The sequence below is a fragment of the Roseomonas gilardii genome (assembly GCF_001941945.1).
Lineage (GTDB): Bacteria > Pseudomonadota > Alphaproteobacteria > Acetobacterales > Acetobacteraceae > Roseomonas.
This window is the reverse complement of sequence record NZ_CP015583.1, coordinates 327,029-351,315: the sequence shown is the minus strand read 5'-3', so window position 1 is coordinate 351,315 and position 24,287 is coordinate 327,029. Positions and strand designations below refer to the sequence as shown.

The following is a 24,287-nucleotide window of genomic DNA, read 5'->3' as shown; positions in this document are numbered from 1 at the left end:
GGCGGGGAGCCTCCGCGGCTCAGGCCGCGCGCTGATAGGCCAGGGCGGCGGCGGCGAGGTCCTCGCCGGCCCAGCCGACGGATTTGAAGACGGTGATTTCGTCCGGCGATTCGCGTCCCTGGACCTCGCCCCGGCAGAGCTGGGCCAGGTCGGCGGCAATGCCGGCCTCGGTGATGGCGCCCTCGGCGATGGCCTGGACCACGTCGCCAGCCTCGGCCAGGGCGCCGGGGCGGGTGTCCACCACGAGGCGGGCGCGGGCCAGGAGGGCGCCGTCGCTTTCCCGCATGGTCGGGCGGAAAGCTCCGACGAGGTCCACATGGGTGCCGGGGCGGACGGCGGCGCCCGCGACCAGCGGCGTGGCCGAGAGGGTGGCGCAGGCGATGATGTCGGCGGCGGCGAGGTCGGGCCGGTCCACGGATTCGGCGGGCAGCCCTTCCGCGCGCAAGTGGCGGGCCAGGGCCTGGGCGTTTTCCGGGCGGCGCGACCAGATGGCGATGCGCTCCAGCGGGAAGGCGCTGGCGTAGCAGGCGGCCAGCGCCTCGGCGACGCGGCCGCTGCCCATGACGAGCAGGCGGCGGCTGTCGGGGCGGGCCAGGAAGCGGGCGGCGAGGACGCTGCTGGCCGCCGTGCGGCGGTCGGTCAGGGCGCCGCCGTCGAGGAGGGCCAGGGCCTCGCCGGTGCGGCCGTCAGAGAGAAGGTAGGAAGACTGGACCGCGGGCAGGTTGGCGGAGGCGTTCGCCGGCATGACATGCACGATTTTGACCCCCGTGAAGCGGTCTGCCCACCAAGCGGGCATCAGCAGGAGCGAACCTGTGGCGCCGGGGCCGTTCGGCACGGGGTGGTGATGGCGCAGCGGAGCCTCGCAGCCGAGGCGGAAGACCTCCTCCAGCGCGGCGATCAGTTCCGGCCAGGGAAGCAGCCGGTCCACTTCCGGTTTCGGGATGATGCGCATGATGGCTGGCCTTCCGCGGGCTGGGGTTCGGGCGGGCCTGTTCCAGTTCATGGCACGGCCCTTGCTGGCTACGGCGGGTTCTTATGGCGCAGATTCGGGCAGAAGCCGATGCGAAGCGGGGATTTGCGCCGTTCGAAGGTCGAGGGTATCGCTTTACGCAGGGCTGCCAGACCGGAATGTTGGAACCCGAACTGACGGCCCGCCCTGCCGGGCAACGGCCGGGATCTGTGGAATCCATTTGGAGAGTTCAGGGAATGCGGCCTTTTCGGCTTGCTGTCATGCTCGGATCCCTCGGCGCCCTGGCGCTCGGGGCGGTCGCGGCACCGGCTGCGGCACAGCAGACACCCACGGCTCCGGCCGGGGCGACGCTGGGTGCGATCAAGTCCCGCGGCAGCCTCGTCTGCGGGGTGAACACCGGGCTGGCGGGCTTTGCCCAGCCGGACAGCCAGGGCGTGTGGCGCGGCTTCGACGTGGACTACTGCAAGGCGGTGGCGGCGGCGATCTTCAGCGATGCCAGCAAGGTGCGCTACGTGCCGACCACGGCGCAGAACCGCTTCACCGCGCTGCAGTCGGGCGAGGTGGACATGCTGGCGCGCAACACCACCTGGACGCTGTCGCGCGACACCAGCCTGGGCTTCGATTTCGCCGCCACGACCTTCTATGACGGCCAGGGCTTCATGGTGAAGACGTCGCTCGGCGTGAAGAGCGCCAAGGAGCTGGACGGGGCCACGATCTGCGTGCAGCCGGGCACCACGACGGAACAGAACCTGACCGACTGGGCGCGGGCCGGCAACATCAAGTTCACCCCGGTGGTGATCGAGCGGCTGGAGGAGCTGGTGAGCGCCTTCGTGGCCGGGCGCTGCGACGCCTATACGACGGATGCCTCGGGGCTGGCGGCGACGCGTTCCACCCAGCCGAAGCCGGACGACTACGTGATCCTGCCGGAACTGATCAGCAAGGAGCCGCTGGCGCCGGCGGTGCGGCAGGGCGACCCGGGCTTCGCCGACCTCGTCCGCTGGACGCATTTCGCGCTGGTGACGGCGGAGGAGCTGGGGATCGATTCCAAGAACGTGGATTCGATGGCGAACAGCCCGAACCCGGACATCCAGCGCTTCGTCGGCAAGAACGGCGACCTGGGCAAGATGCTGGGCGTGTCGAACGACTGGGCGGTGCAGGTCATCAAGGCCGTGGGCAATTATAGCGAGGTGTTCGACCGCAACCTGAAGGCGATCGGCCTGCCGCGCGGCGAGAACGCGCTGTGGAACAAGGACGGGCTGCAATACGCGCCGCCGATGCGCTGATCCCGACCTGAACGCCGCGGGCCGGGCTGGCCGGCCCGCGGCATTTCCTCCGGATGCGGCCCGCAGAAGGCCGGACAGACGCAAGGGGCTTTCCCGATGTCGCAGAGCTCGACAGACCCGCGCTATATGAAGGCGCCCCCGAAGAAAGCCTTTCGCCTGAGCTGGCGGGACGAGCGGGTGCGCTCCATCGTCTGGCAGGTGCTGATCGTGGGGGTGGTGGTGGCCATCGTCTGGTGGCTGGCCAGCAACACCGCACGCAACCTGGAGGTGCGGCGCATCGCCACGGGCTTCGGCTTCCTCTGGCGCGAGGCCGGGCTGCCGATCGGCGAGCACCTGATCGAGTATTCGCCCACCAGCACCTATTTCCGTGCCCTGACGGTGGGCGTGCTGAACACGCTGAAGGTGGCGGTGGTGGGCGTGATCCTGGCCACGGTCTTCGGCACGCTGGTCGGCATCGCGCGGCTGTCGAAGAACTGGCTGCTGGGCAAGATCGCGGCGGTCTATGTCGAGGCGGTGCGCGACGTGCCGCTGCTGCTGCAACTGCTGTTCTGGTACACGATCATGCAGGGCCTCCCCGCCCCGCGGCAGTCGATGAACCCGGTGACGGGCGTGTTCCTGAGCAACCGCGGGCTGAAGCTGCCCTGGGTCGAGTGGACGGACGCGCATAACTGGGCGCTGCTGGGCCTCGTGGCCGGGGTGGCGGGCACCTGGGCCTATGCGCGTTCCGCGCGGGCGAAGCAGATGCAGGACGGGCAGCCGCGCCGGGTCTGGCCGGTCGGGCTGGGGCTGATCGTGGGCCTGCCGATCCTGATCTGGGCGATGCTGGGCGCGCCCTTCACGCCCGACATCCCGGCGCTGCGGGGCTTCAACTTCCAGGGCGGCATCACGGTGAGCCCGGAGTATTTCGCGCTGCTGCTGGGCCTCGTGATGTACACCTCGGCCTTCATCGCCGAGATCGTGCGCGCCGGCATCACCTCCGTGCCGCTGGGGCAGTGGGAGGCGGCGCAGGCGCTGGGACTGCGGCCGGGGATGATGCTGCGGCGGATCATCCTGCCGCAGGCGCTGCGGGTGATCATCCCGCCGATGACCAGCCAATACCTGAACCTGACGAAGAACTCCTCGCTGGCGGTCGCCATCGGCTACCAGGACATCGTGTCCATCGCCAACACGACGCTGAACCAGACGGGGCAGGCGATCGAGGGCATCGCCATCATCATGCTGGTCTATCTGACCATCAGCCTGAGCATCAGCCTGTTCATGAACTGGTACAACACGCGCATCGCGCTGGTGGAACGCTGAGAGAGGGAGAGGCAGCATGAGCGACATCACCCTCAACACCGCCGCCGCCGGATCACCCGAGGCGGCGCCGCGCCAGCCCCCCGCCACGGTGGTGGGGCCGGTGGCCTGGCTGCGGGCGAACCTGTTCTCCTCCTGGTGGTCCACGGCGGTCACGCTGGCGATGATCTATCTGCTGGTGCGCTGGGCGATCGGCTTCGTGGACTGGGCCTTCATCAACGCCGTCTGGTCCGTGCCGGACAACCAGACCCAGGCCTGCCGCGCGGTGCAGGGGACGGGCGCCTGCTGGGCGGTGGTCACGGAGAAGTACCGCTTCATCCTCTTCGCCACCTATCCCTATGACGAGCAGTGGCGGCCGGCGCTGGTCTGCCTGCTGTTCATCGGGCTCTACATCGTCTCCGCCATGCGGCGCTTCTGGCGGTGGGAGTTGGCGGTGGTGTGGGTGGCGACGCTGGCCGTCATCGCGCTGCTGATGTGGGGGGGCGTGTTCGGCCTCACCTATGTGCCGCAGGAGCGCTGGGGCGGGCTGCCGATCACGCTGATCCTGAGCACCTTCGGCATCGCGGTGGCCTTTCCGCTGTCGATCCTGGTGGCGCTGGGGCGGCGCTCCTCGATGCCGGCGATCCGGCTGCTCTGCATCGTCTATGTCGAGCTGATCCGTGGCGTGCCGCTGATCTCGCTGCTCTTCATGGCGAGCGTGATGTTCCCGCTGTTCCTCCCGGAAGGGATGAACATCGACAAGCTGCTGCGCGCCCAGATCGCCATCATCCTGTTCGCCGCCGCCTATCTGGCGGAGGTGGTGCGCGGCGGGCTGCAGGCACTGAGCAAGGGGCAGTACGAGGCGGCGGACGCGCTGGGCCTGAGCTACTGGAAGAAGACCGGGCTGATCGTGCTGCCGCAGGCGCTGCGGCTGGTGATCCCGCCGCTGGTGAACACCTTCATCGGCTTCTTCAAGGACACCTCGCTGGTGCTGATCATCGGCATCTTCGATCTGCTGACCGCCGCCAAGACGGCCATCGTGGAGCCCGCCTGGCAGGGCTTCGGCATCGAGGTCTATGTCGTGGTGGCGCTGATCTACTTCTGCTTCTGCTTCGCCATGTCCCGCTACAGCCAGAACCTCGAGGCCGAGCTCAACCGGCACCGCCGGCGCTGAACCCTTTCCGGAGAACGATATCATGAGCGACACGCTGAGCCCGGAACCGCATGTCGCCTCCGCCGTGCAGGCGGGGGCGCCGCCGGCGATCCTGCTGGAGAACGTGAACAAGTGGTACGGCACGATGCACGTGCTGCGGGACGTGAACCTGCAGGTCGCGGCGGGGGAGCGGGTGGTGGTGTGCGGGCCCTCGGGCTCGGGCAAGTCCACCATGATCCGCTGCATCAACCGGCTGGAGCAGCACCAGCAGGGCCGCATCGTGGTGGACGGGGTGGAGCTGACGGATGACATCCGCGCGCTGGACGCCATCCGGCGCGAGGTCGGGATGGTGTTCCAGAGCTTCAATCTCTTCCCGCACCTGACGATCCTGCAGAACTGCACCCTGGCGCCGATCTGGGTGCGCAAGGTGCCGAAGGCGCAGGCCGAGGAAGAGGCGATGGAGTACCTGCGCAAGGTCAAGATCCCCGACCAGGCGAACAAGTATCCCGGGCAGCTTTCCGGCGGGCAGCAGCAGCGCGTGGCGATCGCCCGGGCGCTGTGCATGAAGCCCAAGATCATGCTGTTCGACGAGCCGACCTCGGCGCTCGATCCGGAGATGATCAAGGAGGTGCTGGACACCATGGTCAGCCTGGCGGAAAGCGGCATGACCATGATCTGCGTGACGCATGAGATGGGCTTCGCCCGCACCGTGGCCGACCGGGTGGTGTTCATGGACCGGGGCGAGGTGGTCGAATCCGGCACGCCGGAGGAGATGTTCAACAACCCCCGCACCGACCGCCTGCGCGCCTTCCTGTCGCAGATCCTGCGCGGGCACTGATCGCCTCCCCGGGAGGGCACTTGGGGGCGCGCTTTGGGGGCAAGGCTCCGCCTCGCCCCCAAGCCCCCACTCCGCCAGGACCCTGCGGGCCCTGGACCCGGTTCGCTGGCTCTTGCTGTGACCGGATCGCGCCGGAGAGCCATGCTCTCCGGCGGGCTGTCGGCGTCATCAGCGCGGACGGGATGGTTTTCTTCTTTTCGGGGCGCCGCCGATCCACTGCCCCCGGGGATCGGGCCACAGGCTGACGGTGACCGCCAAAGCCAACCCAGGGCGGGGTCCGGGGGAATACCATTCCCCCAGCGATGGGGGTTCCGGGGGCAGGCGGAGCCTCCCCCGGGGCCGCCACGGGAGAGCCGATTCAGCACCGGAGAACAGGCACGCACAGGAAATTCAGGGGCGGGCGGGGCCTCACCTCGCACGGTCCGGAGAGGGGCCAGGGGGCGGGCCTTGCGGGGCTCTCGGCGTCCAGCGTATGCCTTGGGGCTCCACTGGAACATTCCGGACATCGTGACACCGACCACGTCCAGCAGTGAATCCCGCCCCCTGAGCGTCGGCCTTGTGGTGGGGGTTCTCGGCGTCGTCTTCGGCGATATCGGCACCAGCCCGCTCTATGCGCTCCGGGCCGCGCTCGTGCACTTCGCCTCCGATGGGTTGGAACGCTGGGAGATCCTGGGGGTCCTCAGCCTGATCGTCTGGTCGGTCATCATCGTCGTGACGGTGAAATACGTGCTGATCGTGCTGCGGGCGGACAACCGGGGCGAGGGCGGCATCCTGGCGCTGATGGCCCTGGCGCAGCGCGCGGTGGGGACGGAGCGGGGGCGCCGCATGGTGGCGCTGATCGGCATCGCCGGGGCCTGCCTGTTCTTCGGCGACGGGATCATCACCCCGGCGATCTCCGTGCTCTCGGCGGTGGAGGGCCTGAAGGTGATCTCGCCCACCTTCGGGGATATCGTGGTGCCGGTGTCGCTGGTGGTGCTGATCGGGCTGTTCCTGGTGCAATATCGCGGCACGCATGCGATGGGGCGGATCTTCGGCCCGGTGATGGTGCTCTGGTTCGGGCTGATCGGCCTGCTGGGGCTGATCGAGATCCTGCGCGAGCCGGGGGTGCTGGAGGCGCTGTCGCCGCATCATGCGATCACCTTCTGCGTGCGCTACCGCCTGGCGGCCTTCATCGCGCTGGGCTCGGTGGTGCTGGCGGTGACGGGGGCGGAGGCGCTCTATGCCGATATGGGGCATTTCGGGAAGCGGCCGATCCGGATCGGCTGGCTGGGCTTCGTGCTGCCTTCGCTGATCCTGAACTACCTGGGACAGGGCGCGCTGGTACTGAGCAACCCGGATGCGCTGGAGAACCCGTTCTTCCTGCTGGGACCGGACTGGCTGCGGCTGCCGCTGGTGGTGCTGGCGACGCTGGCCACGATCATCGCCAGCCAGGCGATGATCTCAGGCGCCTTTTCCATCGCGCGGCAATGCGTGCAACTGGGGCTGCTGCCGCGCCTGACGGTGAAGCATACCAGCGAGACGGAGGAGGGGCAGATCTACGTGCCCCAGGTGAACTTCTCGCTGCTGGCCGGAGTGGTGGTGCTGGTGGTGACCTTCCGCAATTCGGACAGCTTGGCGGCCGCCTATGGCATCGCGGTGACGGGGACCTTCGTGGCGACCTCCTGCCTCGCCGCCATCGTCTTCCACCGCCGCTTCCAGTGGTCCTGGTGGCTGGTGACGCTGGTCTTCCTGCCGCTGCTGCTGCTGGATCTCGCCTTCTTCATCTCCAACGTGCTGAAGATCCCCGATGGCGGCTGGGTGCCGCTGCTGCTGGGGGCGGTGCTCTATACGCAGATGCTGACCTGGCGGCGTGGGCGGGACCTGCTGTTCCGGCGCTTCCAGCAGGACAGCCTGCCGCTGAAGTCCTTCCTCGCCCGGCTGCCGCAGTCGCGCACCATCCGGGTGCCGGGGATCGCGATCTTCATGACCGGGCAGGCGGACTACGTGCCCAATGCCCTGCTGCACAACCTGAAGCACAACAAGGTGCTGCACGAGCGGATCGTGTTTGTGACGGTGCTGAACGAGGATGTGCCGCAGGTGCGGGACCGGGGCTCGGCGGAGGAGCTGGGGCCGGGGATCTACCGCGTGCTGCTGCGCTACGGCTTCCTGGAGAGCCCGAACATCCCGCGCGACCTGGAGATGATGCACGAGACGATGGGCGTGCCCTTCGAGCCGATGCAGGCCTCCTATTTCCTGGGCCGCGAGACGGTGGTGGCGGCCTCCGTGCCGAAGATGCCGGGCTGGCAGCAATGGCTGTTCACGCTGATGAGCCGCAACTCGCTGCCCGCCACGGAGTTTTTCCGAATCCCCAGCGACCGCGTGGTGGAGCTGGGCGCGCGGGTGGCCATCTGAGCCCCTCCGGGGTTTCCTGGCCGCCGCGATCCACTGAAGGAGGTGGTGCTTGGCCCTGCTGATCCTCTCCCCCAGTGGCGGGGCGGGGCTTCCGGAAGGAAGCCGCGAGCACCGCTACGAAATCACGCTGACCCTGGGGCCGGACGGGCTCCCCTCCCCCGAGGCCTGGAACGCGGACCCGAATCCCTGGCCGGCGCGGCGCCTATGGCCGGGCGAGGGCCTGTCGGAGGGAGATGTGCAGTATGACGAGGATATCGGCTGGGCGCTGCGTTTCTTCCGGCAGGACGGGGAGGCCGTGGCGGCGATGGATGCGCCGCTGCATGCGATGATGCAGATGCGCGCGCGGTTGCGGCCGGGCGAGAATGTCACGATCGTCGAGGCGGACGGGCAGGAACATGCCTGGCGAGTGGTCGGGCTGAGCTGAGGCGCGGCGAGGGCCAGCGGGGAGCCGCCGGTACGGCTAGTGGCGGCGAGGACGGATGACGCTTCTGAAGCGATGGTCCATGGCCCCGCGGCGCGGGTTCCGGTCTGGCATGGCCGGGGCCGTGGCAGGGCCCGAAAAAGGTTCGAGGGGTTTCCGTTTCCGGAAACCCCTCGTCATGGTGGAGCCAATCGGAATCGAACCGACGACCTCCTGAATGCCATTCAGGCGCTCTCCCAACTGAGCTATGGCCCCGCCGTGCTGCGGTGAACGGGCTTTTAGCGGCGTCCGCGGACCCCCGCAAGCCCCCCGCCATGACTTTAAAACATGCGCGTGACGGATTACCGTGCTGCGAAATCCGCAGGGCCACGGGCCGGCGCACGGGGCCCAGCGAGGGCCGAGGGAGTGGGAATGAGCAGAAAGGTCTACGACAGTCCGGCGGCGGCGCTGGATGGGTTGCTGCAGGACGGGATGCTGATCCACTCGGGTGGCTTTGGTCTCTGCGGCATTCCGGCGGCGCTGATCGAGGCGGTGCGGGATTCCGGCGCGAAGGACCTGACGGTCGTGTCCAACAATGCGGGCATCGACGGCGCTGGGCTGGGGCTGCTGCTGGAGACGCGGCAGATCCGCAAGATGATCTCCTCCTATGTCGGCGAGAATGCCGAGTTCGCCCGGCAGTACCTGGCCGGGGAGCTGGAGATCGAGTTCAACCCGCAGGGCACGCTGGCCGAGCGCATCCGGGCCGGCGGCGCGGGCATCCCGGCCTTCTTCACCCGCACCGGTGTCGGCACCGCGGTGGCCGAGGGCAAGGAGGTGCGGAACTTCGACGGGCATGACTATGTGATGGAGCGCGGGATCTTCGCCGATCTGGCCCTGGTCCATGCCTGGAAGGCGGATACCGAGGGCAACCTCGTCTTCCGCAAGACGGCGCGGAACTTCAACCCGATGATGGCGACTGCCGCCAAGGTGACGGTGGTGCAGGTCGAGGAGCTGGTGGAGGCCGGGACGATCGACCCGGACCATATCCACACGCCGGGGATCTATGTGCAGCGGATCGTGAAGCTGCCCGCTGGCTACGAGAAGCGGATCGAGCAGCGCACCCTGCGCAAGCGCGGTGGGACAGCTCCCGCCGCCGCCGGTTCCGACCCCGCCACCGCCTGAGGAGACGCGACGATGCCCTGGACCCGCGACGAGATGGCGGCGCGCGCCGCCCGCGAGCTTGAGGACGGTTTCTACGTGAATCTCGGGATCGGCATCCCGACGCTGGTGGCGAACCACATCCCCGAGGGGGTGAGCGTGCAGCTGCAGAGCGAGAACGGCATGCTGGGCATGGGCCCCTTCCCCTATGAGGGCGAGGAGGACCCGGACCTGATCAATGCGGGCAAGCAGACCGTGACGGCGCTGCCGACCACCTCCTTCTTCTCCTCCGCCGACAGCTTCGCGATGATCCGCGGCGGGCATATCGACCTGTCGGTGCTGGGCGCGCTGCAGGTGGCGGAGAATGGCGACCTGGCGAACTGGATGGTGCCGGGGAAGATGGTGAAGGGCATGGGCGGGGCGATGGACCTCGTCGCCGGCGTGAAGCGCGTGGTGGTGCTGATGGAGCACACCGCCAAGGGCGCGCCGAAGCTGCTGCACAGCTGCAACCTGCCGCTCACCGGCAAGGGCGTGGTGGACCTGGTGATCACCGAGCTCGCCGTCTTCTCCATCGACAAGGAGGCGGGGAAGATGACGCTGATCGAGCTGGCGCCGGGCGTGACGCCCGACGAGGTGCGCGGCAAGACGGAGGCGGATTACGCGGTGGCGCCGGGCCTCGCGGCCTGAGGGCGGGGCCGGGTCCTGAAGCCGGGGACCGGCGGCCCGCGCGGGCGTCAGGCCCGGACATGAGAAAGGGCGGCCGGATCTTTCCGGCCGCCCTTTCCGTTTCGTTGCGCCGGAGCGCGCCGGATCAGGAGCGCTTCAGAGTGACCGTGTAGGTGCAGGCGCCGCTCTGGGCCGTGGTCTTGCCGGCGAAGGTGCCCGGGCCGAAGGTCCCGGTCGCATGGCCGCCATCGAACAGGAAGTCCACGCCGCCATCCGCCTTGATCTTGGTTTCGACCTCGGCGCGGCGGAACCACTGGAACACGGCCTGACCGCTGGCGACGGTGCTGGTGACCGCTATGCGGGCCGGGCGGCAGGCGCGCTGGTCGGCCACCGCGAAGCCCCGGTAGACGCCGTCGAGACCGGACGGGAAGGCCGGGGCCTCGACGACAGGGGCGGGAGGCGGCGGCGGCGGGGGCGGAGGGCTGCTGGCGCAGGCGGCGACCGCGGCGAGCAGGGGAAGGGCAAAGAAAAGACGGGCATTCATCCCGCATACTCCCTGGTTCTTACTGGACGAATCGTGACGATCCGCCTGTTACAATGAAGAACGACAACGCCCCTGGTTACTACCACGGAAAGAGAAGGTAGCGTCACTTTTCCGCATCACTGTATTGTGGAAGACACGCTTGGCGTGGACTTCACGCTGCTGCCGGAAGCGGTCCGTAGATCCTGCAGGCTGCGGCGGTCCGTTTCTATCTGGCGCCGCATCTCCTCCAACTGCTTCTCGCGGCCGGCGAGGCGCTGTTCCAGTTCCCCGATCCCGTTGGCCGTGAGGGTGGCTGGCTGGCTTTGGGCCTGACCTTGGGTGGCTGGCCTGGGGGTGGCGCGGGCGATGCGGCGCGGCGCGGCCTGGGTGGGCGGAGCCTGGGTCCAGACCGGCAGGGGCGCCGCCGGGGACGGGAGAAAGGCGGCAGGGGCCGCGGGAGGCGGGGGCTGAAGGCGCTGCAGGGGCCGGAGGGCGAGTTCCTGCATGTCGCGGCGGGGGCCGACCTCGTTGGGCCACATCTGGGCCCTGGCGGGGTCCGGTAGGAGCCCGGCCAGTAGCAGGGCGGGAAGCGCGAGAGCGGCGATTCGGCGCATGGACCTCGGGGGAGCCTTTCCTGTCGTGGCGCCGGGCGCCACTTCAGGGCGAGCTTAGCGGAGGAAGTTCCCCCGAGGGTAGCCTTCCCTGCCTTCGCTCAGCGCAGGCTGAGCAAGCCGAGCATGACGACGCCGAGGATGATGCGGTACCAGCCGAAGGGCTGGAAGCCCATGCGGCTGATGTGGCGGATCACCCAGCGGACCACCAGCAGCGCCACCACGAAGGCGGCGGCGAAACCGATCGCGATCTCGCTGATATCGCCGACGGCGAGTTCGGCGCGGGCCTTGTAGAGGCTGTACACCGTGGCGGCGAGCATGGTGGGGATGGCGAGGAGGAAGGAGAACTCGGCGGCAGCCTTGCGCTCCACGCCGAAGAGCAGGGCGAAGATGATGGTGGCGCCGGAGCGGCTGGTGCCGGGGATCATGGCGAGCACCTGGCCGAAGCCGATCAGCAGGGCGCTGAGCGGGCCGATCTCCGCGATGGAGTGGATGTTCGGCTTGGGGCGGTTACGCTCGATGATGATGAGCGCGATGCCGCCGATGATCAGGGCGAAGCAGACGACATAGGGGTTGAACAGGACCTCGGTGATGGTCTTGTGCAGCAGGGCGCCGAGAACCATCGCCGGGATGAAGGCGAGGATCAGGTTGATCACCGCGTAGCGTTCGCGCGAGCGGGGCGTCCAGAAGCCGGTGGCCATGGCGATGAGGTCGCGCCAGTAGACGACGATGACGGCCAGGATGGCGCCGAGCTGGATGACGATCTCGAAGGTCTTGCCGGGCGGACCCTGGAAGCCGATCAGGTCGCTGAGCAGGATCAGGTGGCCCGTGGAGGAGATGGGGAGGAACTCGGTCAGTCCCTCCACGATCCCCATCAGCAGGGCCGGAAGAATAATGGCGAGATCCATGCGGGCCGCTGCTCCTGCGTCTCACGAAGTTGGCCGCGCGTCAGGACGGGGAAGAATATTCACCGGCCTGGATGCGCACGCGGTTCTTGTGGAGCATTCCGGATGCTGGCGGAAGGCAGGAATCCGGCCATCGTATTAATATTTGGCCCGGCTTCTGTCTTATAGCGGAGCTTCTTCCTGCTGCCGGCGATAGGGATGGCCGGGATAGGTGCCCAGCACATGCATCTGGCGCGAGAAGTAGCGCAATTCCTCGAAGGCGCGCTGCAGCGGCGGGCTGTCGGGATGGCCGTCCACGTCGCAAAGGAACTGCGTCGAGGCGAAGCGGCCGTCGAGCATGTAGGATTCGAGCTTGGTGATGTTCACGCCGTTGGTGGCGAAGCCGCCGAGCGCCTTGTAGAGCGCGGCGGGGACGCTGCGGGTGCGGAAGACCAGGGTGGTGACGCAGCCGGGCGCGTCCACCGGCGGCAGGGTGGCCTCACGCGACATGACATAGAAGCGGGTGGTGTTGTGGGCCGCGTCCTCGACGTTACGGCGGAGGATGTCGAGGCCGTAGAGCTCGGCGGCCAGGGATGAGGCGACGGCGGCGTCCTCGGTGCCGCCGCGCTCCGCGATGATCTGGGCGGCGCCGGCGGTGTCGGCCTCGATCACCGCCTGGAGGCCGGTCTCGCGCAGCAGGTCGAGGATCTGGCCGAGTGCCACGGGATGGCTGTGGATACGCTTCAGGCTGTCCAGCGTGGCGCCCTTCGGGGCCATCAGGCAGTGCTCGACGCGCTCGAAATGCTCGCCCACCACATGCAGGCCCGAATCGGGCAGCAGGCGGTGGATGTCGGGGACGCGGCCGGCGAGGCTGTTCTCGCAGGGGAGCATGGCGAGATCGGCCCGGCCTTCGCGCACTGCGGCCATGGCGGCCTCGAAGGAGGGGCAGGGCAGCGTGGTCCAGCCGGGATAGGCGGCGCGGCAGGCGAGGTCGGAATAGGCCCCGGGCATGCCCTGGAAGGCGATGGTCTGGCTCATGGCGCGAGGGTCCTGCGGGCGCGTTCGAGGTCGGCGGGGGTGTCCACGCCGAAGGGGGCGTGATCGACGCGGACCACGCCGATGCGCATCCCGGCCTCCAGGGCGCGGAGCTGCTCCAACTTCTCGCGCTTCTCCAGCGCGCCCTCGGGCAGGGCGACGAAGCGTGCCAGCGCCGGGCGGCGATAGGCATAGACGCCGATATGGTGCCAGTGCGGCCCTTCCCCGGAGGGGATGAGGTTGCGCGAGAAGTAGAGGGCTGGGGCAACGGCGACGCCGCGTGGGAAGGCGCAGGCGACCTTGACCACGGAAGGCGCGGCGGCCTCCTCGGGGTCGGTGATCGGGGCGACGAGGGTGCCGATATCGACGCGCTGGTCGGCCAGCGGGGCGAGCACGGCGCGCAGCATGTCGGGCGGCATGGTGGGCAGGTCGCCTTGGAGGTTCACCACCACGTCGTGGGCGCCCACCGGGTCGATGGTGGCCAGGGCGAGGTTGATGCGGTCGGTGCCGGAGGGCACGTCGTCGGCGACCAGGATGGCGGTGCCGCCGGCGGCACGGACGGCCGCGGCGATCTCGGGCCTGTCGCAGGCGACGGCGACGGGACCGATATCGGCCTCCCGCGCGCGGTCGAGGACGTGGACGATCATCGGCTTGCCGTGGATGTCGGCGAGCGGCTTGTCGGGCAGGCGGGTGGAGGCCATCCGGGCCGGGATCAGGACGAGCGGGCGCACGGGTTGTGAGACGAGCCTTGGACGATTAAGGTCCAGGCGCTTGTAATGGAGCCGGGAGACAGGCGCAAACCATGGCCTGACACGGTTTCCGCGCATGCCGCCCGGTCGCATTCCCCTGGCCCTTCCGATGGAGGCCGTGCCCGGGGGCAGCGCCGGGGAGCCTGCCGGAAGCCCTGGGCGGGGCTGGGCCTTTGTGCCGCCGGATCTACGGCTTGCGGGCGTGGAAAAACGATAAGAAGGGAACGACGGGGCGATGAGCCTGGAGGGGAACAAGGCGTTTGCGGCGATCCTGACGGCGGGCGTCGTCTTCGGAGTCGCCGGTTTCATCGGCAGTGTCGTCGTTTCCCCGCATCGGCTGGAGAAGCCCGCGATCCAGATCGGCGATGCGCCGGCCGAGGCCGGCGCGGCGGCTCCCGCACCCTATGAGGTGCCCTCCGTCGCGGCGCTGATGGCCAGTGCGAACCCGGAAGCGGGCAAGACCATCGTGCAGCGGCAATGCGCCGCCTGCCATATCTTCGAGAACAACGGGCGCAACGGCGTGGGGCCGAATCTCTACGGCATCGTCGGGCGGCACCACGCGGCGGAGGCCGGGTTCAACTATTCCCCGGCGAACAAGTCGCTGGCCGACAAGGTCTGGGACTACGAGGCGATCAACCGCTTCATCTCGGCGCCGGCCAAGGCGATGCCGGGGACGCGCATGGCCTTCGCCGGGCTGAACAGCCCGCAACAGCGGGCCGATGTGCTGGCCTATCTGCGGACGCTGTCGGACAACCCCCCTCCCCTGCCCACGCCATGACGGCGGAGCCGCAGGCCGTTCCCGAGGGCTTCGTGGCGGCCGCCCAGGCGGGGGCGGATCTGGCGGGGACGGTGATCCGGCCGCTCTTCCGCTCGGCGCTGCTGGTGGAGGCCAAGGGCGATGCCAGCCCGGTGACCGAGGCGGACCGGCAGGCGGAGCTGGTGCTGCGCGAGCATCTCCTGACCGCTTTCCCGGAGCATGGGGTGATCGGGGAGGAGCATGGCTCCGTGCGGCCCGAGGCGGAATGGGTCTGGGTGCTGGACCCGATCGACGGGACGCGGGCCTTCGTCACCGGACGGCCGCTCTTCGGTACTCTGATCGGGCTGCTGCACCGGGGCCGGCCGGTGCTCGGGGTGATCGACCAGCCGGCGACGGGGGAACGCTGGACGGGTGTTGCCGGGCGGCGGACCGAGTTCCGTGGGGGCTTCGGCGGGACGGTGGGGTGCCGGGCCTGTCCGGAGCTGTCGGCGGCGGAGCTGGCGATGACCAGTCCCACGATCTTCCGGCCGGAGGAATACGGAGCGCGGGATGCGCTCTGCGATGCGGTGCGGCGGGTGAGCTGGGGCGGGGATTGCTACAGCTATGGGCTGCTGGCGCTGGGGCTGATCGACGTGGTGGTGGATTCCACGATGAAGCCCTGGGACTGGGCGGCGCTGGTGCCCATCGTGGAGGGCGCCGGCGGGCGTGTGACCGACTGGAAGGGGCGGCCCCTGACGCTGGAGGGCGACGGCACGGTGATCGCCGTGGGCGACCCGGCGCTGCTGGCGCAGGCCGGAGGCATCCTGGGTTCGCCGCCCGGCTGACGGGGCGGCGCTGGCCCCGGAACGGGGCCGGAGACGGCTGCGTCAGGCTTCCCAGCGGCGGCGGGTGCGCAGGCGTTCCATTGCCTTCCTCGCCTTCGCGTCGAGATGGGCCAGGAGCTCGTCCGGCGAGCGGCGCAGGCGGTTCAGCCCGTTGCGGAGCATCTGGCTGCTATTCTTCATGGCACCGCTCAGGCCGCGCTTCTGGCCAGGCTGTTCCTCGGACATCGGGCACTCCTCGGGATTTTTCCGCCCGCGATGGGCAGCGTTTCGGGGGTCGGCGGGCTGTCACGGCATGCCCCTGACGGGCGTTGCCACGCCGGAAGGAACACCGCAGTGCGGTATGCGGTTTCGGGAGTGGATGAATTTCCCCCTTCGCGACCGGAGCCGCGACAATCCGTTGCGCGCAGGCCGCTGCGAGGTGGTTGAGGGCGGAGCGGGAAAGCCCCATCCTCGGCCGATGTTTCGCCGAAACCTGCTCGCCGCCTCCTTAGTCACCCCTTGGGCCGCCGCCCTGCCGGCGCTGGGGTCACGCTCCGCCCTTGCCCAGTCGAGTACCCGGCCAGATGCCCAGGCTGGAAGCGCTGGGGGCGCGGCCACGCGGCGGGTCCATGCGCTGTCGCTGCTGGGCGATCCCGCCCTGCCGCCGGATTTCACGCACTGGCCCTGGGTGAACCCCGAGGCGCCGAAGGGCGGCGAGGTGGTACGGACGGCGCTGGGTTCCTATGATTCCTTCAACCCCTTCATCCTGCGCGGCACGGCGGCGGTGGGGATCGGACTGCTCTTCGAGACGCTGCTGGTGCCGAGCGGCGACGAGGAAAGCAGCGGTTACGCGCATCTGGCGCGGAGCGTGGAGCTGCCGGCGGACAACCGCTGGGTGGCGTTCGACCTGCGGGACGGCGCGCGCTGGCATGACGGCAAGCCGCTGACGGCAACGGACGTGGCCTGGACCTTCGCCACCATCATGGAGAAAGGGCATCCGCGCTTCCGCGCCTACTGGGCCGATGTGGCGGAGGCGGTGGCCGAGGGCGACCAGCGCGTCGTCTTCCGCTTCCGCAACGCCGACAACCGCGAGCTGCCGCTGATCATCGGACAGATGCCGGTGCTGCCGAAGCACTGGTGGGAGGGGCGGGATTTCGCGCAGCCCTCGCTGGAGGTGCCGCTGGGCTCCGGCCCGTACAAGGTCGAGCGCTTCGAGGCCGGGCGCAGCATGGTGCTGTCGCGGGTGAAGGATTACTGGGCGCGCGACCTGCCGACCATGAAGGGCCTGCAGAACTTCGACACCCAGCGCTTCGAGTATTTCCGCGACCCGACCGTGGCCTTCGAAGGGTTCAAGGCGGGGCAGATCGATTTCCGGCAGGAGAACATCGCGCGTTCCTGGGCCACCTCCTATGACTTCCCCGCCGTGCAGCGCGGGCTGGTGAAGCGGGACGAGCTGCACCACGAGATGCCGGTGGGGATGCAGTGCTTCGCCATGAACCTGCGGCGGCCGGTCTTCGCCGACCGGCGGACGCGCGAGGCGCTGGGGCTGGTCTTCGATTTCGAGTGGATGAACGCCAACCTGTTCTACAACTCCTACAAGCGCGCCTATTCCTATTTCAACAACACCGAGCTCGCCTCCTCCGGTGTGCCGGAGGGGCGGGAGCTGGAGATCCTGCAGCCCTATCGCGACAGGCTGCCGGCGGAGCTGTTCACGCAGCCCTTCAAGCTGCCGGTGACGGATGGCAGCGGCAACAACCGCGACAACCAGCGCCGCGCGCTGGAGCTGCTGCGGCAGGCGGGCTGGGTGGTGCGCGACCGGCAGATGGTGAACGCGCAGGGGCAGCGGCTGAGCTTCGAGATCCTGCTGAGCGATGCCAGCTTCGAGCGCATCGCCCTGCCCTATGCGCAGTCGCTGCAGCGGCTGGGCGTGGAGGCGAATGTGCGGACCATCGACCTGGCGCAGTACCAGGTGCGGATGGACAATTTCGACTATGACATGACGGTGGAGCTGTTCGGGCAGAGCAATTCGCCGGGCAACGAGCAGCGTGACTTCTGGGGCAGCGCCGCGGCGAAGCAGAATGGCAGCCGCAACACGCTGGGCATCGCCGACCCGGCGGTGGATGCGCTGGTGGAGCTGGTGGTGAACGCGCCGGACCGGAAGGAGCTGGTGGTGCGCACCCACGCGCTGGACCGGGTGCTGCTGTGGAACTTCTACGCGGTGCCGCAGTATTTCAGCGACACGTTCCGCATCGCGTGGTGGGACAAGTTCGGGCGGCCGCCGCGCAACCCGCGCACCAATATCGGCTTCGAGGGCTGGTGGATCGATCCCGCGCGGGAGCGGGCGCTGTCCGAGGCGCGGCGCTCTCCGGCCTGAGGGGCGGCGCGTGGCGGCCTATCTTCTCCGGCGGCTGATCCTGGTGATCCCGACGCTGTTCGGGATCATCCTGATCAACTTCGCCGTGGTGCAGTTCGCCCCGGGCGGGCCGGTGGAACAGATGATCGCCGAGCTGAAGCGCGGCGGTGGCGGCGCCATCGGGCGGCTGACCGAGGGCGGCGGGAATGCGGAGGTGCGGCCGGCCCAGCCGCAAGGTGGTGAAGGGTCGGGCTATCGCGGCGCGCGGGGGCTGGACCCGGCGGTGGTGCGGGATATCGAGAAGGCCTTCGGCTTCGACAAGCCGGCGCCGGAGCGGTTCCTGGCGATGCTGAAGGACTACCTGCGCTTCGATTTCGGGCAGAGCCTGTTCCGCGGGCGGCCGGTGATCGAGCTGATCGGGGAGCGGCTGCCGGTCTCGGTGAGCCTCGGGCTGTGGTCCACGCTGATCATCTATCTCGTCTCCATCCCCCTCGGCATCCGCAAGGCGGTGCGGGACGGGACGGCCTTCGATGCCTGGACCTCGGGCGTGGTGCTGGTGGGCTATGCCATCCCCGGATTCCTCTTCGCCATTCTGCTGGTCGTGGTCTTCGCCGGGGGGTCGTTCCTGCAATGGTTCCCGCTGCGCGGGCTGGTGTCCTCGGGATCGGAGAACTGGCCCTTCTGGGAGCGCGCGCTGGACTATGCCTGGCACATGGTGCTGCCGACCGTGGCGCTGGTGGTGGGCGGCTTCGCCGGGTTGGTGATGCTGACCAAGAACTCCTTCATGGACGAGATCGGCAAGCAGTACGTGCTGACGGCCCGGGCCAAGGGAGCGGGCGAACAGCGCGTGCTCTATGGCCATGTCTTCCGCAACGCCATGCTGCTGATCATCGCGGGCTTCCCCTCGGCCTTCATCGGCATCCTCTTCACCGGTGCGCTGCTGGTGGAGATCGTCTTCTCGCTCGACGGGCTCGGCCTGCTCGGCTTCGAATCCGCGATCCGGCGGGACTACCCGGTGATGTTCGGCACGCTCTACATTTTCACCCTGCTCGGCCTCGTCATGCAGATCATCGGCGACTTCGCCTATACCCTCGTGGACCCGCGGATCGATTTCGAGGCACGGCGTTGAGGGCTGCTCCCTTGGCCCGGGGGCAAGGCTCCGCCTTCCCCCCGTACCCCCCATCCGCCAGGACCCTGAGGGTCCTGGACCTCCCCTTCGCTGGCTCTTTCGGCCAGGGGATGTGCGCCGGAGGGCCATGCCCTCCGGCGAGGAACGACGCCGCGCGGGCTGATGCCGGGCTGGATTCTTTTCCGGCGCCCGCTGTTTCCGCCGACCGTGCGGGATCGGATGCCGCGCTGGTGGTGGCCACACGGAGCCAACTCCAGGCGGGGTTTCGGGGAGGCACTGCCTCCCTGAACGGAGGGGGGTTCGGGGGGAGGCGGAGCCTCGCCCCGACCACGGAGCGCCGCCCCGGATGAGTCCCCTGAACCGGCGCCGCTGGGCGAATTTCCGGGCCAACCGGCGGGGCTATGTCTCGCTCTGGCTGTTCGGGGCGATCTTCCTGGTGACGCTCTTCGCCGAGGTGCTGGCGAACGACCGGCCGATCGTGGCGCGGGTGGAGGGGCGGTGGTTCTTCCCGGTGGTCACGGATTATGCCGAGAGCGACATCCTGCCGGACGGGTTCCCGACCGACGCGGACTGGCACGACCCGGTGCTGTCGGCGGAGGTGGCGAAGCGCGGCTGGGCGGTGTGGCCGCTGGTACCGTACCGCTACGACACGGTGGTGCGGGACCTGGGGCGGCCGGCGCCCTCCCCGCCCGATGCGCGGCACTGGCTGGGGACGGACGACCAGGCACGGGACGTGCTGGCGCGGGTGGTCTGGGGGTTCCGGATCTCGGTGCTGTTCGGCTTCGCGCTGACCTTTGCGGCCTCGGCGATCGGCGTCGCGGCGGGGGCCGTGCAGGGCTATTACGGTGGCTGGGTGGATCTGGGCTTCCAGCGCTTCATCGAGGTGTGGTCGGGGATGCCGCAGCTTTTCCTGCTGATCATCCTGTCCTCGGTGATCGAGCCGGGGTTCTGGACGCTGCTGGCCTTCCTGCTGCTCTTCTCCTGGATGAGCCTGACCGGGGTGGTGCGGGCGGAGTTCCTGCGCGGGCGGAACCTGGACTATGTGCGGGCGGCAAAGGCGCTGGGCGTGTCGGATGCGCGGGTGATGGCGCGGCATATCCTGCCCAATGCGATGGTGGCGACGCTGACGCTGCTGCCCTTCATCCTGTCGGGAAGCGTCACGGTGCTGGCGAGCCTGGACTTCCTGGGCTTCGGCCTGCCGCCCGGCTCGCCCTCGCTGGGAGAACTGGTGGCGCAGGCGAAGAACAACCTCCAGGCGCCCTGGCTGGGGGCGACGGCCTTTGCCGTGCTGGGAGGCACGCTGACGCTGCTGATCTTCATCGGCGAGGCGGTGCGCGACGCCTTCGATCCGCGCAAGCTGCCGGGGGGTCGCGGATGAGGGCGGGGCTGATGGCCATGAGGGAGGCTGCGAGCGAGCCTGTGCTGGCGGTGGAGAACCTCCAGGTCGCCTTCCGCGGGGCGCCGGTGGTGCATGGCGTCTCCTTCGACGTGCAACCGGGGGAGACGGTGGCGCTGGTGGGGGAAAGCGGGTCGGGCAAGAGCGTCACGGCGCTGTCCTGCCTGCGGCTGCTGACGGTGGGGGGAAGCAACCCCTCGGGCCGGGTGAGGCTGGACGGGGTGGAGGTGCTGTCGGCGCGGGAGGGCGAGTTGCGGCGGCTGCGCGGCGGCGTGGCGGGGATGGTGTTCCAGGAGCCGATGACCTCGCTGAACCCGCTGCACAGCATCGGGCGGCAGGTGGCGGAGGCGATCACGCTGCACCGGCCGCTGCGTGGCGCAGGTTTGCAGGAGGAGGTGCGGCGGCTGCTGCGGCGCGCCGGGCTGGCGGCGCTGGAGAACCGGCTGGACGCCTTTCCGCACCAGTTGTCGGGCGGGCAGCGGCAGCGCGTGATGATCGCGGTGGCGCTGGCCAACGATCCGAAGCTGCTGATCGCGGACGAGCCGACCACGGCGCTGGACGTGACGGTGCAGGCGCAGATCCTGGACCTGCTGGACCAGCTCAAGCGCGAGAGCGGCATGGCGATGCTGCTGATCACCCATGACCTGGGCATCGTGCGGCGCCATGCCGACCGGGTGGTGGTGATGCAGAACGGCGTGGCGGTGGAGCAGGGCGAGGCGGCTTCGGTGATCGCCGATCCGCAGCATCCCTATACGCGGATGCTGCTGAACGCGCAGCCGCATGGCGGGCCGGCGCCGGTCGGTCCCCGGGCGAAGACGGTGCTGGATGCGCGCGACATCCGCGTGCTCTTCCCCGTGCGGCGCGGGCTGATGCGGCGGGTGGTGGCGGAGGTGCGGGCGGTGGACGGGGTCTCGCTCGCGATCCGGCGCGGCGAGACGCTAGGCGTGGTGGGGGAGAGCGGCTCCGGCAAGACGACGCTGGGGCTGACCGTGCTGCAACTGGAGCGCGGCGAGGGCACGGTGCGGCTGGAGGGCGAGCGGATCGACGGGCTGGGGCGGCGCGCGCTGCGGCCGCTGCGGCGGAGCATGCAGGTGGTGTTTCAGGACCCTTTCGGCAGCCTGTCGCCGCGCATGACGGTGATGGACATCGTGGCCGAGGGGCTGACGGTGCACGAGCCGGCGCTGTCGCGGGCGGAGCGCGAGGCGCGGGTGGAGGATGTGCTGCGCGAGGTCGGGCTCGATCCGGGTTCGGCGCATCGCTACCCGCACGAATTCTCGGGCGGGCAGCGGCAGCGGATTTCCATCGCGCGAGCGCTGGTGCTGCGGCCGAAGCTGGTGGTGCTGGACGAGCCGACCAGCGCGCTCGACGTCTCCGTGCAGGCGCAGGTGGTGGATCTGCTGCGCGAGCTGCAGGCGAGGCATGGGCTCGCCTATCTCTTCATCAGCCATGACCTGCGCGTGGTGCGGGCCATGGCGCACCGCATCCTGGTGATGAAGGACGGGCGCGTGGTGGAGAGCGGCGAGACGGAGCAGGTGATGTCGGCGCCGCGCGAGGACTACACGCGCGTGCTGATGGCCGCGGCCTTCGAGACCTCTGCCGGGGCACAGGCTTCGTTCGCCCCGGATTGATCCCGGGGGAGGATGCCTGGCCGGTTCGGGTGAGCCGGTTCAGGTGAGCTGGGCGGGACGCCCAAGGCCGCGGGCGGCGACGGCGCCATGCCGTCGGCCGCCGGACTGGCGGGGAAGCCTGGCCTCAGACCGCCACGTGGCGCGGACGGGTCTCCATCGGCACGGGCTCGTTGGCCGCATTGGCGGTGCCGGCCTCGCCGCGCGTCGCCTCGCCCATGATGCTCGACATCTCGCGCAGCAGAGACGTGCCCTTCGGCGTGCGCTGCACCAGCACGCTGCGACGATCCTGCGGATCGGTCTTGCGGCGGGTCAGGTCGAGCTCGCCCAGACGGTCCAGCGCACGGGTGATCGCCGGCTTGGACACGTTCAGCGTCGCGGCGAGTCCGCGCACGGTGTGCGGGCCATCGGAGAGATAAGTGGTCAGGAAGACGCCGAGCTGGCGGGCCGAAAGGTCGGGGCCGTCACGACGAACCAGCGCGACCACGGTGTCCCGCAGGATCTCTACGAGCTCATCTCCGCTGATCTTCGATGACATCAGTTTTTTCCATCCTTCTCTTCTTCTGGCAGCCCCGCACGGGGTCGAAACCCGCATCGGACGGGGCTGGCTGTCACGGCGCCGCGTTGGATGCCGTTTGGTGGAACCGCCATGTCGTCATACCGTTTCGTCCCCGGCACTTTTCTGTTGGAAAAGCCATTCCGAGATTCCGGCATGCAAGGCGCGGAGCGCCTGTGCTTCTCCCCCCTCCGGGCGCCCGGGACGGTTCGCGTCGTTCCAGGCGTAGAGATCGACATGCAACCAGGGCGTTGCCGCTGGCACGAAGCGGTTGAGGAACAACGCCGCGATCACCGCACCGGCCATGGGCCGCGAGGCGACGTTGTTGAGGTCTGCAATGGTACTGTCCAACCACGAATCGTAACTACGCCGCAATGGGAGATGCCACACAGCATCGTGATGCGCATCGCCGGCGTGCTGTACGACACGCGCCAGTGCATCATCGTTGGAGAAAATCGCGGGCAGGTCAGGGCCGAGAGCCACGCGCGCCGCACCTGTCAGCGTTGCGCAATCCAGGATGAGCGCAGGCGATTGCTCGGCGGCGAAGGCCAGCAGGTCGGCGAGCACGAGGCGGCCTTCCGCATCGGTGTTGCCGACCTCGACGGTGAGGCCCTTGCGCGTGCGCAGCACGTCCATCGGGCGGAAGGCCTCGCCGGAAACGCTGTTCTCCACGGCGCCGACGAGCACGAGGAGGCGCAGGGGCAGGCGTGCGCGGATGATGCGCGCGGCGAGGCCGAGCACCACCGCGGCGCCGCCCATGTCCTTCTTCATCCGCAGCATGCCGGCGGAGGGCTTGAGGTCGAGACCGCCGGTGTCGAAGCAGACGCCCTTGCCGCACAGGGCGAGGAGCGGGCCGTTCGCGGCACCTTCCCAGCGCAGGATGCCGACGCCGGGGGCGCGCGGGCTGCCACCACCGACGGCGGCCAGGGCAGGGAAACCCTCGCGCAGCGCGTCGCCCTCGATCGCCTCGAAACTCGCGCCTTCGGCCTCTGCCATGGCGCGGGCGGCGGCGAGGAGTTCCGCCGGGCCGAGATCGGCGGCGGGGGTGTTGATCAGGTCGCGCACCCAGTGGATCAGCGCGGCGGTGCTGGCAGCCTCCTCCGCCCCGGGCGGGGTGACGAGGCGGGCGGGCTCGCGCTTCGCCGGCTTGAAGGCGGTGTAGGCATAGGCGCCCAGGCCCCAGCCCAGCGTGGCGGCAGCGGGATCGGGGCCTTCGCCTTCCAGGTGCCAGACGGTGCCTTCGGGGAGGTTCCGGGGCAGGTCGCCATAGGTCCATGGCTCGGCGCGGGCGGCGGGCGCATCGCCCAGGCCCAGCACGGCACCGGAAAGCCCGTCCGGCCCGGGCAGCAGGGCGAGTTGCCCAGGCTTGGCCTTGAAGCCCGAGGCGCGGAGGAAGGCGGCGGCGGCGAGGTCGAGCGTGGCGGCGAAGCCTTCCAACCCTTCCTGTCCGATGGCGTGCAGCGGCAGGCTGGCCTGGCCGTCGGCGGGCAGCAGGGCAGAGGGTCGGGAAGGAGGCGCTGGAATCATCATGCCACGAATCCGGACTGCTCCGCTCCTTGTTTAAGACGTCATGTGAGGTCAGGTGCATCCGTCTCACGAATGACCTTCACTCGTGAAGGGCAAATCGTGCAATTTCCGCCGGCTTACCGATTATTTCACTCTCGGAAACACTGCGATACTTTGTAACACCTCCAGTTGGGCTTCCTCGTGCCGGGAAATGGAATTCCGGCGT

General features: G+C 69.2%; 23 protein-coding genes and 1 tRNA gene. 14 read left to right on the top strand and 10 right to left on the bottom strand.

Annotated features, from left to right (window positions below; all coding sequences use genetic code 11):
- Positions 1–19: 19 nt before the first annotated feature.
- Positions 20–952, bottom strand: a complete 933-nt coding sequence (lhpI, locus tag RGI145_RS01565) for a bifunctional Delta(1)-pyrroline-2-carboxylate/Delta(1)-piperideine-2-carboxylate reductase (RefSeq protein ID WP_075796951.1) — start codon at positions 950–952, stop codon at positions 20–22.
- Between the two features lie 278 nt (positions 953–1,230).
- Here lhpI and RGI145_RS01560 point away from each other — a divergent pair, with 278 nt between their 5' ends.
- From RGI145_RS01560 to RGI145_RS01535, 6 genes are all read left to right on the top strand, one after another.
- The gene (locus tag RGI145_RS01560) at positions 1,231–2,253 is read left to right on the top strand and encodes an amino acid ABC transporter substrate-binding protein (protein ID WP_083670270.1); all 1,023 of its coding nucleotides are present in this window, start codon (positions 1,231–1,233) and stop codon (positions 2,251–2,253) included.
- A gap of 96 nt (positions 2,254–2,349) precedes the next feature.
- Positions 2,350–3,552, top strand: a complete 1,203-nt coding sequence (locus RGI145_RS01555) for an amino acid ABC transporter permease (RefSeq protein WP_075796949.1) — start codon at positions 2,350–2,352, stop codon at positions 3,550–3,552.
- A gap of 16 nt (positions 3,553–3,568) precedes the next feature.
- Entirely contained in the window at positions 3,569–4,702 is a 1,134-nt protein-coding gene (locus RGI145_RS01550; protein ID WP_075796948.1) for an amino acid ABC transporter permease, read from the top strand.
- Between the two features lie 22 nt (positions 4,703–4,724).
- Positions 4,725–5,519, top strand: coding sequence for an amino acid ABC transporter ATP-binding protein (locus RGI145_RS01545; protein WP_075796947.1), 795 nt, complete (start codon positions 4,725–4,727; stop codon positions 5,517–5,519).
- A gap of 495 nt (positions 5,520–6,014) precedes the next feature.
- Positions 6,015–7,910, top strand: coding sequence for a potassium transporter Kup (locus RGI145_RS01540; protein WP_390889866.1), 1,896 nt, complete (start codon positions 6,015–6,017; stop codon positions 7,908–7,910).
- A 49-nt stretch (positions 7,911–7,959) separates the two neighbouring features.
- A complete protein-coding gene (locus RGI145_RS01535) occupies positions 7,960–8,334 on the top strand; it encodes a hypothetical protein (RefSeq protein ID WP_075796945.1) in 375 nt (124 codons plus the stop codon).
- 176 nt (positions 8,335–8,510) lie between these two features.
- Here RGI145_RS01535 and RGI145_RS01530 read toward each other — a convergent pair.
- Positions 8,511–8,586 (bottom strand) — tRNA-Ala (locus RGI145_RS01530).
- A gap of 156 nt (positions 8,587–8,742) precedes the next feature.
- On the opposite strand from RGI145_RS01530, the gene RGI145_RS01525 reads away from it, so the two are divergent.
- Together RGI145_RS01525 and RGI145_RS01520 are read left to right on the top strand one after the other, a co-directional pair.
- Entirely contained in the window at positions 8,743–9,492 is a 750-nt protein-coding gene (locus RGI145_RS01525) for a CoA transferase subunit A (RefSeq protein ID WP_075796944.1), read from the top strand.
- A gap of 12 nt (positions 9,493–9,504) precedes the next feature.
- Positions 9,505–10,155, top strand: a complete 651-nt coding sequence (locus tag RGI145_RS01520) for a CoA transferase subunit B (RefSeq protein ID WP_027283048.1) — start codon at positions 9,505–9,507, stop codon at positions 10,153–10,155.
- A gap of 124 nt (positions 10,156–10,279) precedes the next feature.
- Here RGI145_RS01520 and RGI145_RS01515 read toward each other — a convergent pair whose 3' ends face one another.
- The 5 genes from RGI145_RS01515 to RGI145_RS01495 form a co-directional block, all read right to left on the bottom strand.
- Complete coding sequence (locus RGI145_RS01515; protein ID WP_075796943.1) at positions 10,280–10,678, bottom strand: hypothetical protein; 399 nt, start codon at positions 10,676–10,678, stop codon at positions 10,280–10,282.
- 116 nt (positions 10,679–10,794) lie between these two features.
- Complete coding sequence (locus tag RGI145_RS01510) at positions 10,795–11,271, bottom strand: hypothetical protein (protein WP_075796942.1); 477 nt, start codon at positions 11,269–11,271, stop codon at positions 10,795–10,797.
- A 98-nt stretch (positions 11,272–11,369) separates the two neighbouring features.
- Entirely contained in the window at positions 11,370–12,176 is an 807-nt protein-coding gene (locus RGI145_RS01505; RefSeq protein ID WP_075796941.1) for an undecaprenyl-diphosphate phosphatase, read from the bottom strand.
- Positions 12,177–12,335: 159 nt separating this feature from the next.
- On the bottom strand, positions 12,336–13,190 hold the full coding sequence (locus RGI145_RS01500; protein ID WP_075796940.1) for a prephenate dehydratase: 855 nt from the start codon (positions 13,188–13,190) through the stop codon (positions 12,336–12,338).
- Positions 13,187–13,918 carry a 3-deoxy-manno-octulosonate cytidylyltransferase gene (locus RGI145_RS01495; RefSeq protein ID WP_075796939.1) on the bottom strand — a complete coding sequence of 244 codons (732 nt, stop codon included), beginning with the start codon at positions 13,916–13,918 and terminating at the stop codon, positions 13,187–13,189. Before RGI145_RS01495 ends, RGI145_RS01500 begins: the two co-directional genes overlap by 4 nt.
- A gap of 253 nt (positions 13,919–14,171) precedes the next feature.
- Here RGI145_RS01495 and RGI145_RS01490 point away from each other — a divergent pair, with 253 nt between their 5' ends.
- Together RGI145_RS01490 and RGI145_RS01485 are read left to right on the top strand one after the other, a co-directional pair.
- Positions 14,172–14,714, top strand: coding sequence for a c-type cytochrome (locus RGI145_RS01490; protein ID WP_075796938.1), 543 nt, complete (start codon positions 14,172–14,174; stop codon positions 14,712–14,714).
- Positions 14,711–15,517, top strand: a complete 807-nt coding sequence (locus tag RGI145_RS01485) for an inositol monophosphatase family protein (protein ID WP_075796937.1) — start codon at positions 14,711–14,713, stop codon at positions 15,515–15,517. The genes RGI145_RS01490 and RGI145_RS01485 overlap by 4 nt, the downstream gene beginning before the upstream one ends.
- A gap of 42 nt (positions 15,518–15,559) precedes the next feature.
- On the opposite strand, the gene RGI145_RS01480 is transcribed toward RGI145_RS01485, so the two are convergent.
- Positions 15,560–15,742: a hypothetical protein gene (locus RGI145_RS01480; RefSeq protein ID WP_075796936.1), complete on the bottom strand. Its 183-nt coding sequence runs from the start codon at positions 15,740–15,742 to the stop codon at positions 15,560–15,562.
- Between the two features lie 232 nt (positions 15,743–15,974).
- Here RGI145_RS01480 and RGI145_RS01475 point away from each other — a divergent pair, with 232 nt between their 5' ends.
- The 4 genes from RGI145_RS01475 (at position 15,975) to RGI145_RS01460 (ending at position 22,002) form a co-directional block, all read left to right on the top strand.
- Positions 15,975–17,870, top strand: coding sequence for an extracellular solute-binding protein (locus tag RGI145_RS01475; RefSeq protein ID WP_075796935.1), 1,896 nt, complete (start codon positions 15,975–15,977; stop codon positions 17,868–17,870).
- 10 nt (positions 17,871–17,880) lie between these two features.
- Entirely contained in the window at positions 17,881–18,978 is a 1,098-nt protein-coding gene (locus RGI145_RS01470) for a microcin C ABC transporter permease YejB (RefSeq protein ID WP_075796934.1), read from the top strand.
- 346 nt (positions 18,979–19,324) lie between these two features.
- Complete coding sequence (locus tag RGI145_RS01465; RefSeq protein WP_075796933.1) at positions 19,325–20,356, top strand: ABC transporter permease; 1,032 nt, start codon at positions 19,325–19,327, stop codon at positions 20,354–20,356.
- Positions 20,357–20,367: 11 nt separating this feature from the next.
- A complete protein-coding gene (locus RGI145_RS01460; protein WP_075796932.1) occupies positions 20,368–22,002 on the top strand; it encodes an ABC transporter ATP-binding protein in 1,635 nt (544 codons plus the stop codon).
- A 124-nt stretch (positions 22,003–22,126) separates the two neighbouring features.
- Here RGI145_RS01460 and RGI145_RS01455 read toward each other — a convergent pair whose 3' ends face one another.
- Together RGI145_RS01455 and RGI145_RS01450 are read right to left on the bottom strand one after the other, a co-directional pair.
- A complete protein-coding gene (locus RGI145_RS01455; RefSeq protein ID WP_075796931.1) occupies positions 22,127–22,537 on the bottom strand; it encodes a MarR family winged helix-turn-helix transcriptional regulator in 411 nt (136 codons plus the stop codon).
- A gap of 117 nt (positions 22,538–22,654) precedes the next feature.
- On the bottom strand, positions 22,655–24,085 hold the full coding sequence (locus tag RGI145_RS01450; protein WP_075796930.1) for a leucyl aminopeptidase family protein: 1,431 nt from the start codon (positions 24,083–24,085) through the stop codon (positions 22,655–22,657).
- Between the last annotated feature and the right edge of the window lie 202 nt (positions 24,086–24,287).

What these genes read in the sequence shown, in the direction of transcription:
- lhpI (WP_075796951.1), bottom strand. Translation starts at nt 952, where the DNA reads ATGCGCATCATCCCGAAACCGGAAGTGGACCGGCTGCTTCCCTGGCCG.
- RGI145_RS01560 (WP_083670270.1), top strand. Translation starts at nt 1,231, where the DNA reads ATGCTCGGATCCCTCGGCGCCCTGGCGCTCGGGGCGGTCGCGGCACCG.
- RGI145_RS01555 (WP_075796949.1), top strand. Translation starts at nt 2,350, where the DNA reads ATGTCGCAGAGCTCGACAGACCCGCGCTATATGAAGGCGCCCCCGAAG.
- RGI145_RS01550 (WP_075796948.1), top strand. Translation starts at nt 3,569, where the DNA reads ATGAGCGACATCACCCTCAACACCGCCGCCGCCGGATCACCCGAGGCG.
- RGI145_RS01545 (WP_075796947.1), top strand. Translation starts at nt 4,725, where the DNA reads ATGAGCGACACGCTGAGCCCGGAACCGCATGTCGCCTCCGCCGTGCAG.
- RGI145_RS01525 (WP_075796944.1), top strand. Translation starts at nt 8,743, where the DNA reads ATGAGCAGAAAGGTCTACGACAGTCCGGCGGCGGCGCTGGATGGGTTG.
- RGI145_RS01520 (WP_027283048.1), top strand. Translation starts at nt 9,505, where the DNA reads ATGCCCTGGACCCGCGACGAGATGGCGGCGCGCGCCGCCCGCGAGCTT.
- RGI145_RS01515 (WP_075796943.1), bottom strand. Translation starts at nt 10,678, where the DNA reads ATGAATGCCCGTCTTTTCTTTGCCCTTCCCCTGCTCGCCGCGGTCGCC.
- RGI145_RS01510 (WP_075796942.1), bottom strand. Translation starts at nt 11,271, where the DNA reads ATGCGCCGAATCGCCGCTCTCGCGCTTCCCGCCCTGCTACTGGCCGGG.
- RGI145_RS01505 (WP_075796941.1), bottom strand. Translation starts at nt 12,176, where the DNA reads ATGGATCTCGCCATTATTCTTCCGGCCCTGCTGATGGGGATCGTGGAG.
- RGI145_RS01500 (WP_075796940.1), bottom strand. Translation starts at nt 13,190, where the DNA reads ATGAGCCAGACCATCGCCTTCCAGGGCATGCCCGGGGCCTATTCCGAC.
- RGI145_RS01490 (WP_075796938.1), top strand. Translation starts at nt 14,172, where the DNA reads ATGAGCCTGGAGGGGAACAAGGCGTTTGCGGCGATCCTGACGGCGGGC.
- RGI145_RS01485 (WP_075796937.1), top strand. Translation starts at nt 14,711, where the DNA reads ATGACGGCGGAGCCGCAGGCCGTTCCCGAGGGCTTCGTGGCGGCCGCC.
- RGI145_RS01480 (WP_075796936.1), bottom strand. Translation starts at nt 15,742, where the DNA reads ATGTCCGAGGAACAGCCTGGCCAGAAGCGCGGCCTGAGCGGTGCCATG.
- RGI145_RS01475 (WP_075796935.1), top strand. Translation starts at nt 15,975, where the DNA reads ATGTTTCGCCGAAACCTGCTCGCCGCCTCCTTAGTCACCCCTTGGGCC.
- RGI145_RS01465 (WP_075796933.1), top strand. Translation starts at nt 19,325, where the DNA reads ATGAGTCCCCTGAACCGGCGCCGCTGGGCGAATTTCCGGGCCAACCGG.
- RGI145_RS01460 (WP_075796932.1), top strand. Translation starts at nt 20,368, where the DNA reads ATGGCCATGAGGGAGGCTGCGAGCGAGCCTGTGCTGGCGGTGGAGAAC.
- RGI145_RS01455 (WP_075796931.1), bottom strand. Translation starts at nt 22,537, where the DNA reads ATGTCATCGAAGATCAGCGGAGATGAGCTCGTAGAGATCCTGCGGGAC.
- RGI145_RS01450 (WP_075796930.1), bottom strand. Translation starts at nt 24,085, where the DNA reads ATGATGATTCCAGCGCCTCCTTCCCGACCCTCTGCCCTGCTGCCCGCC.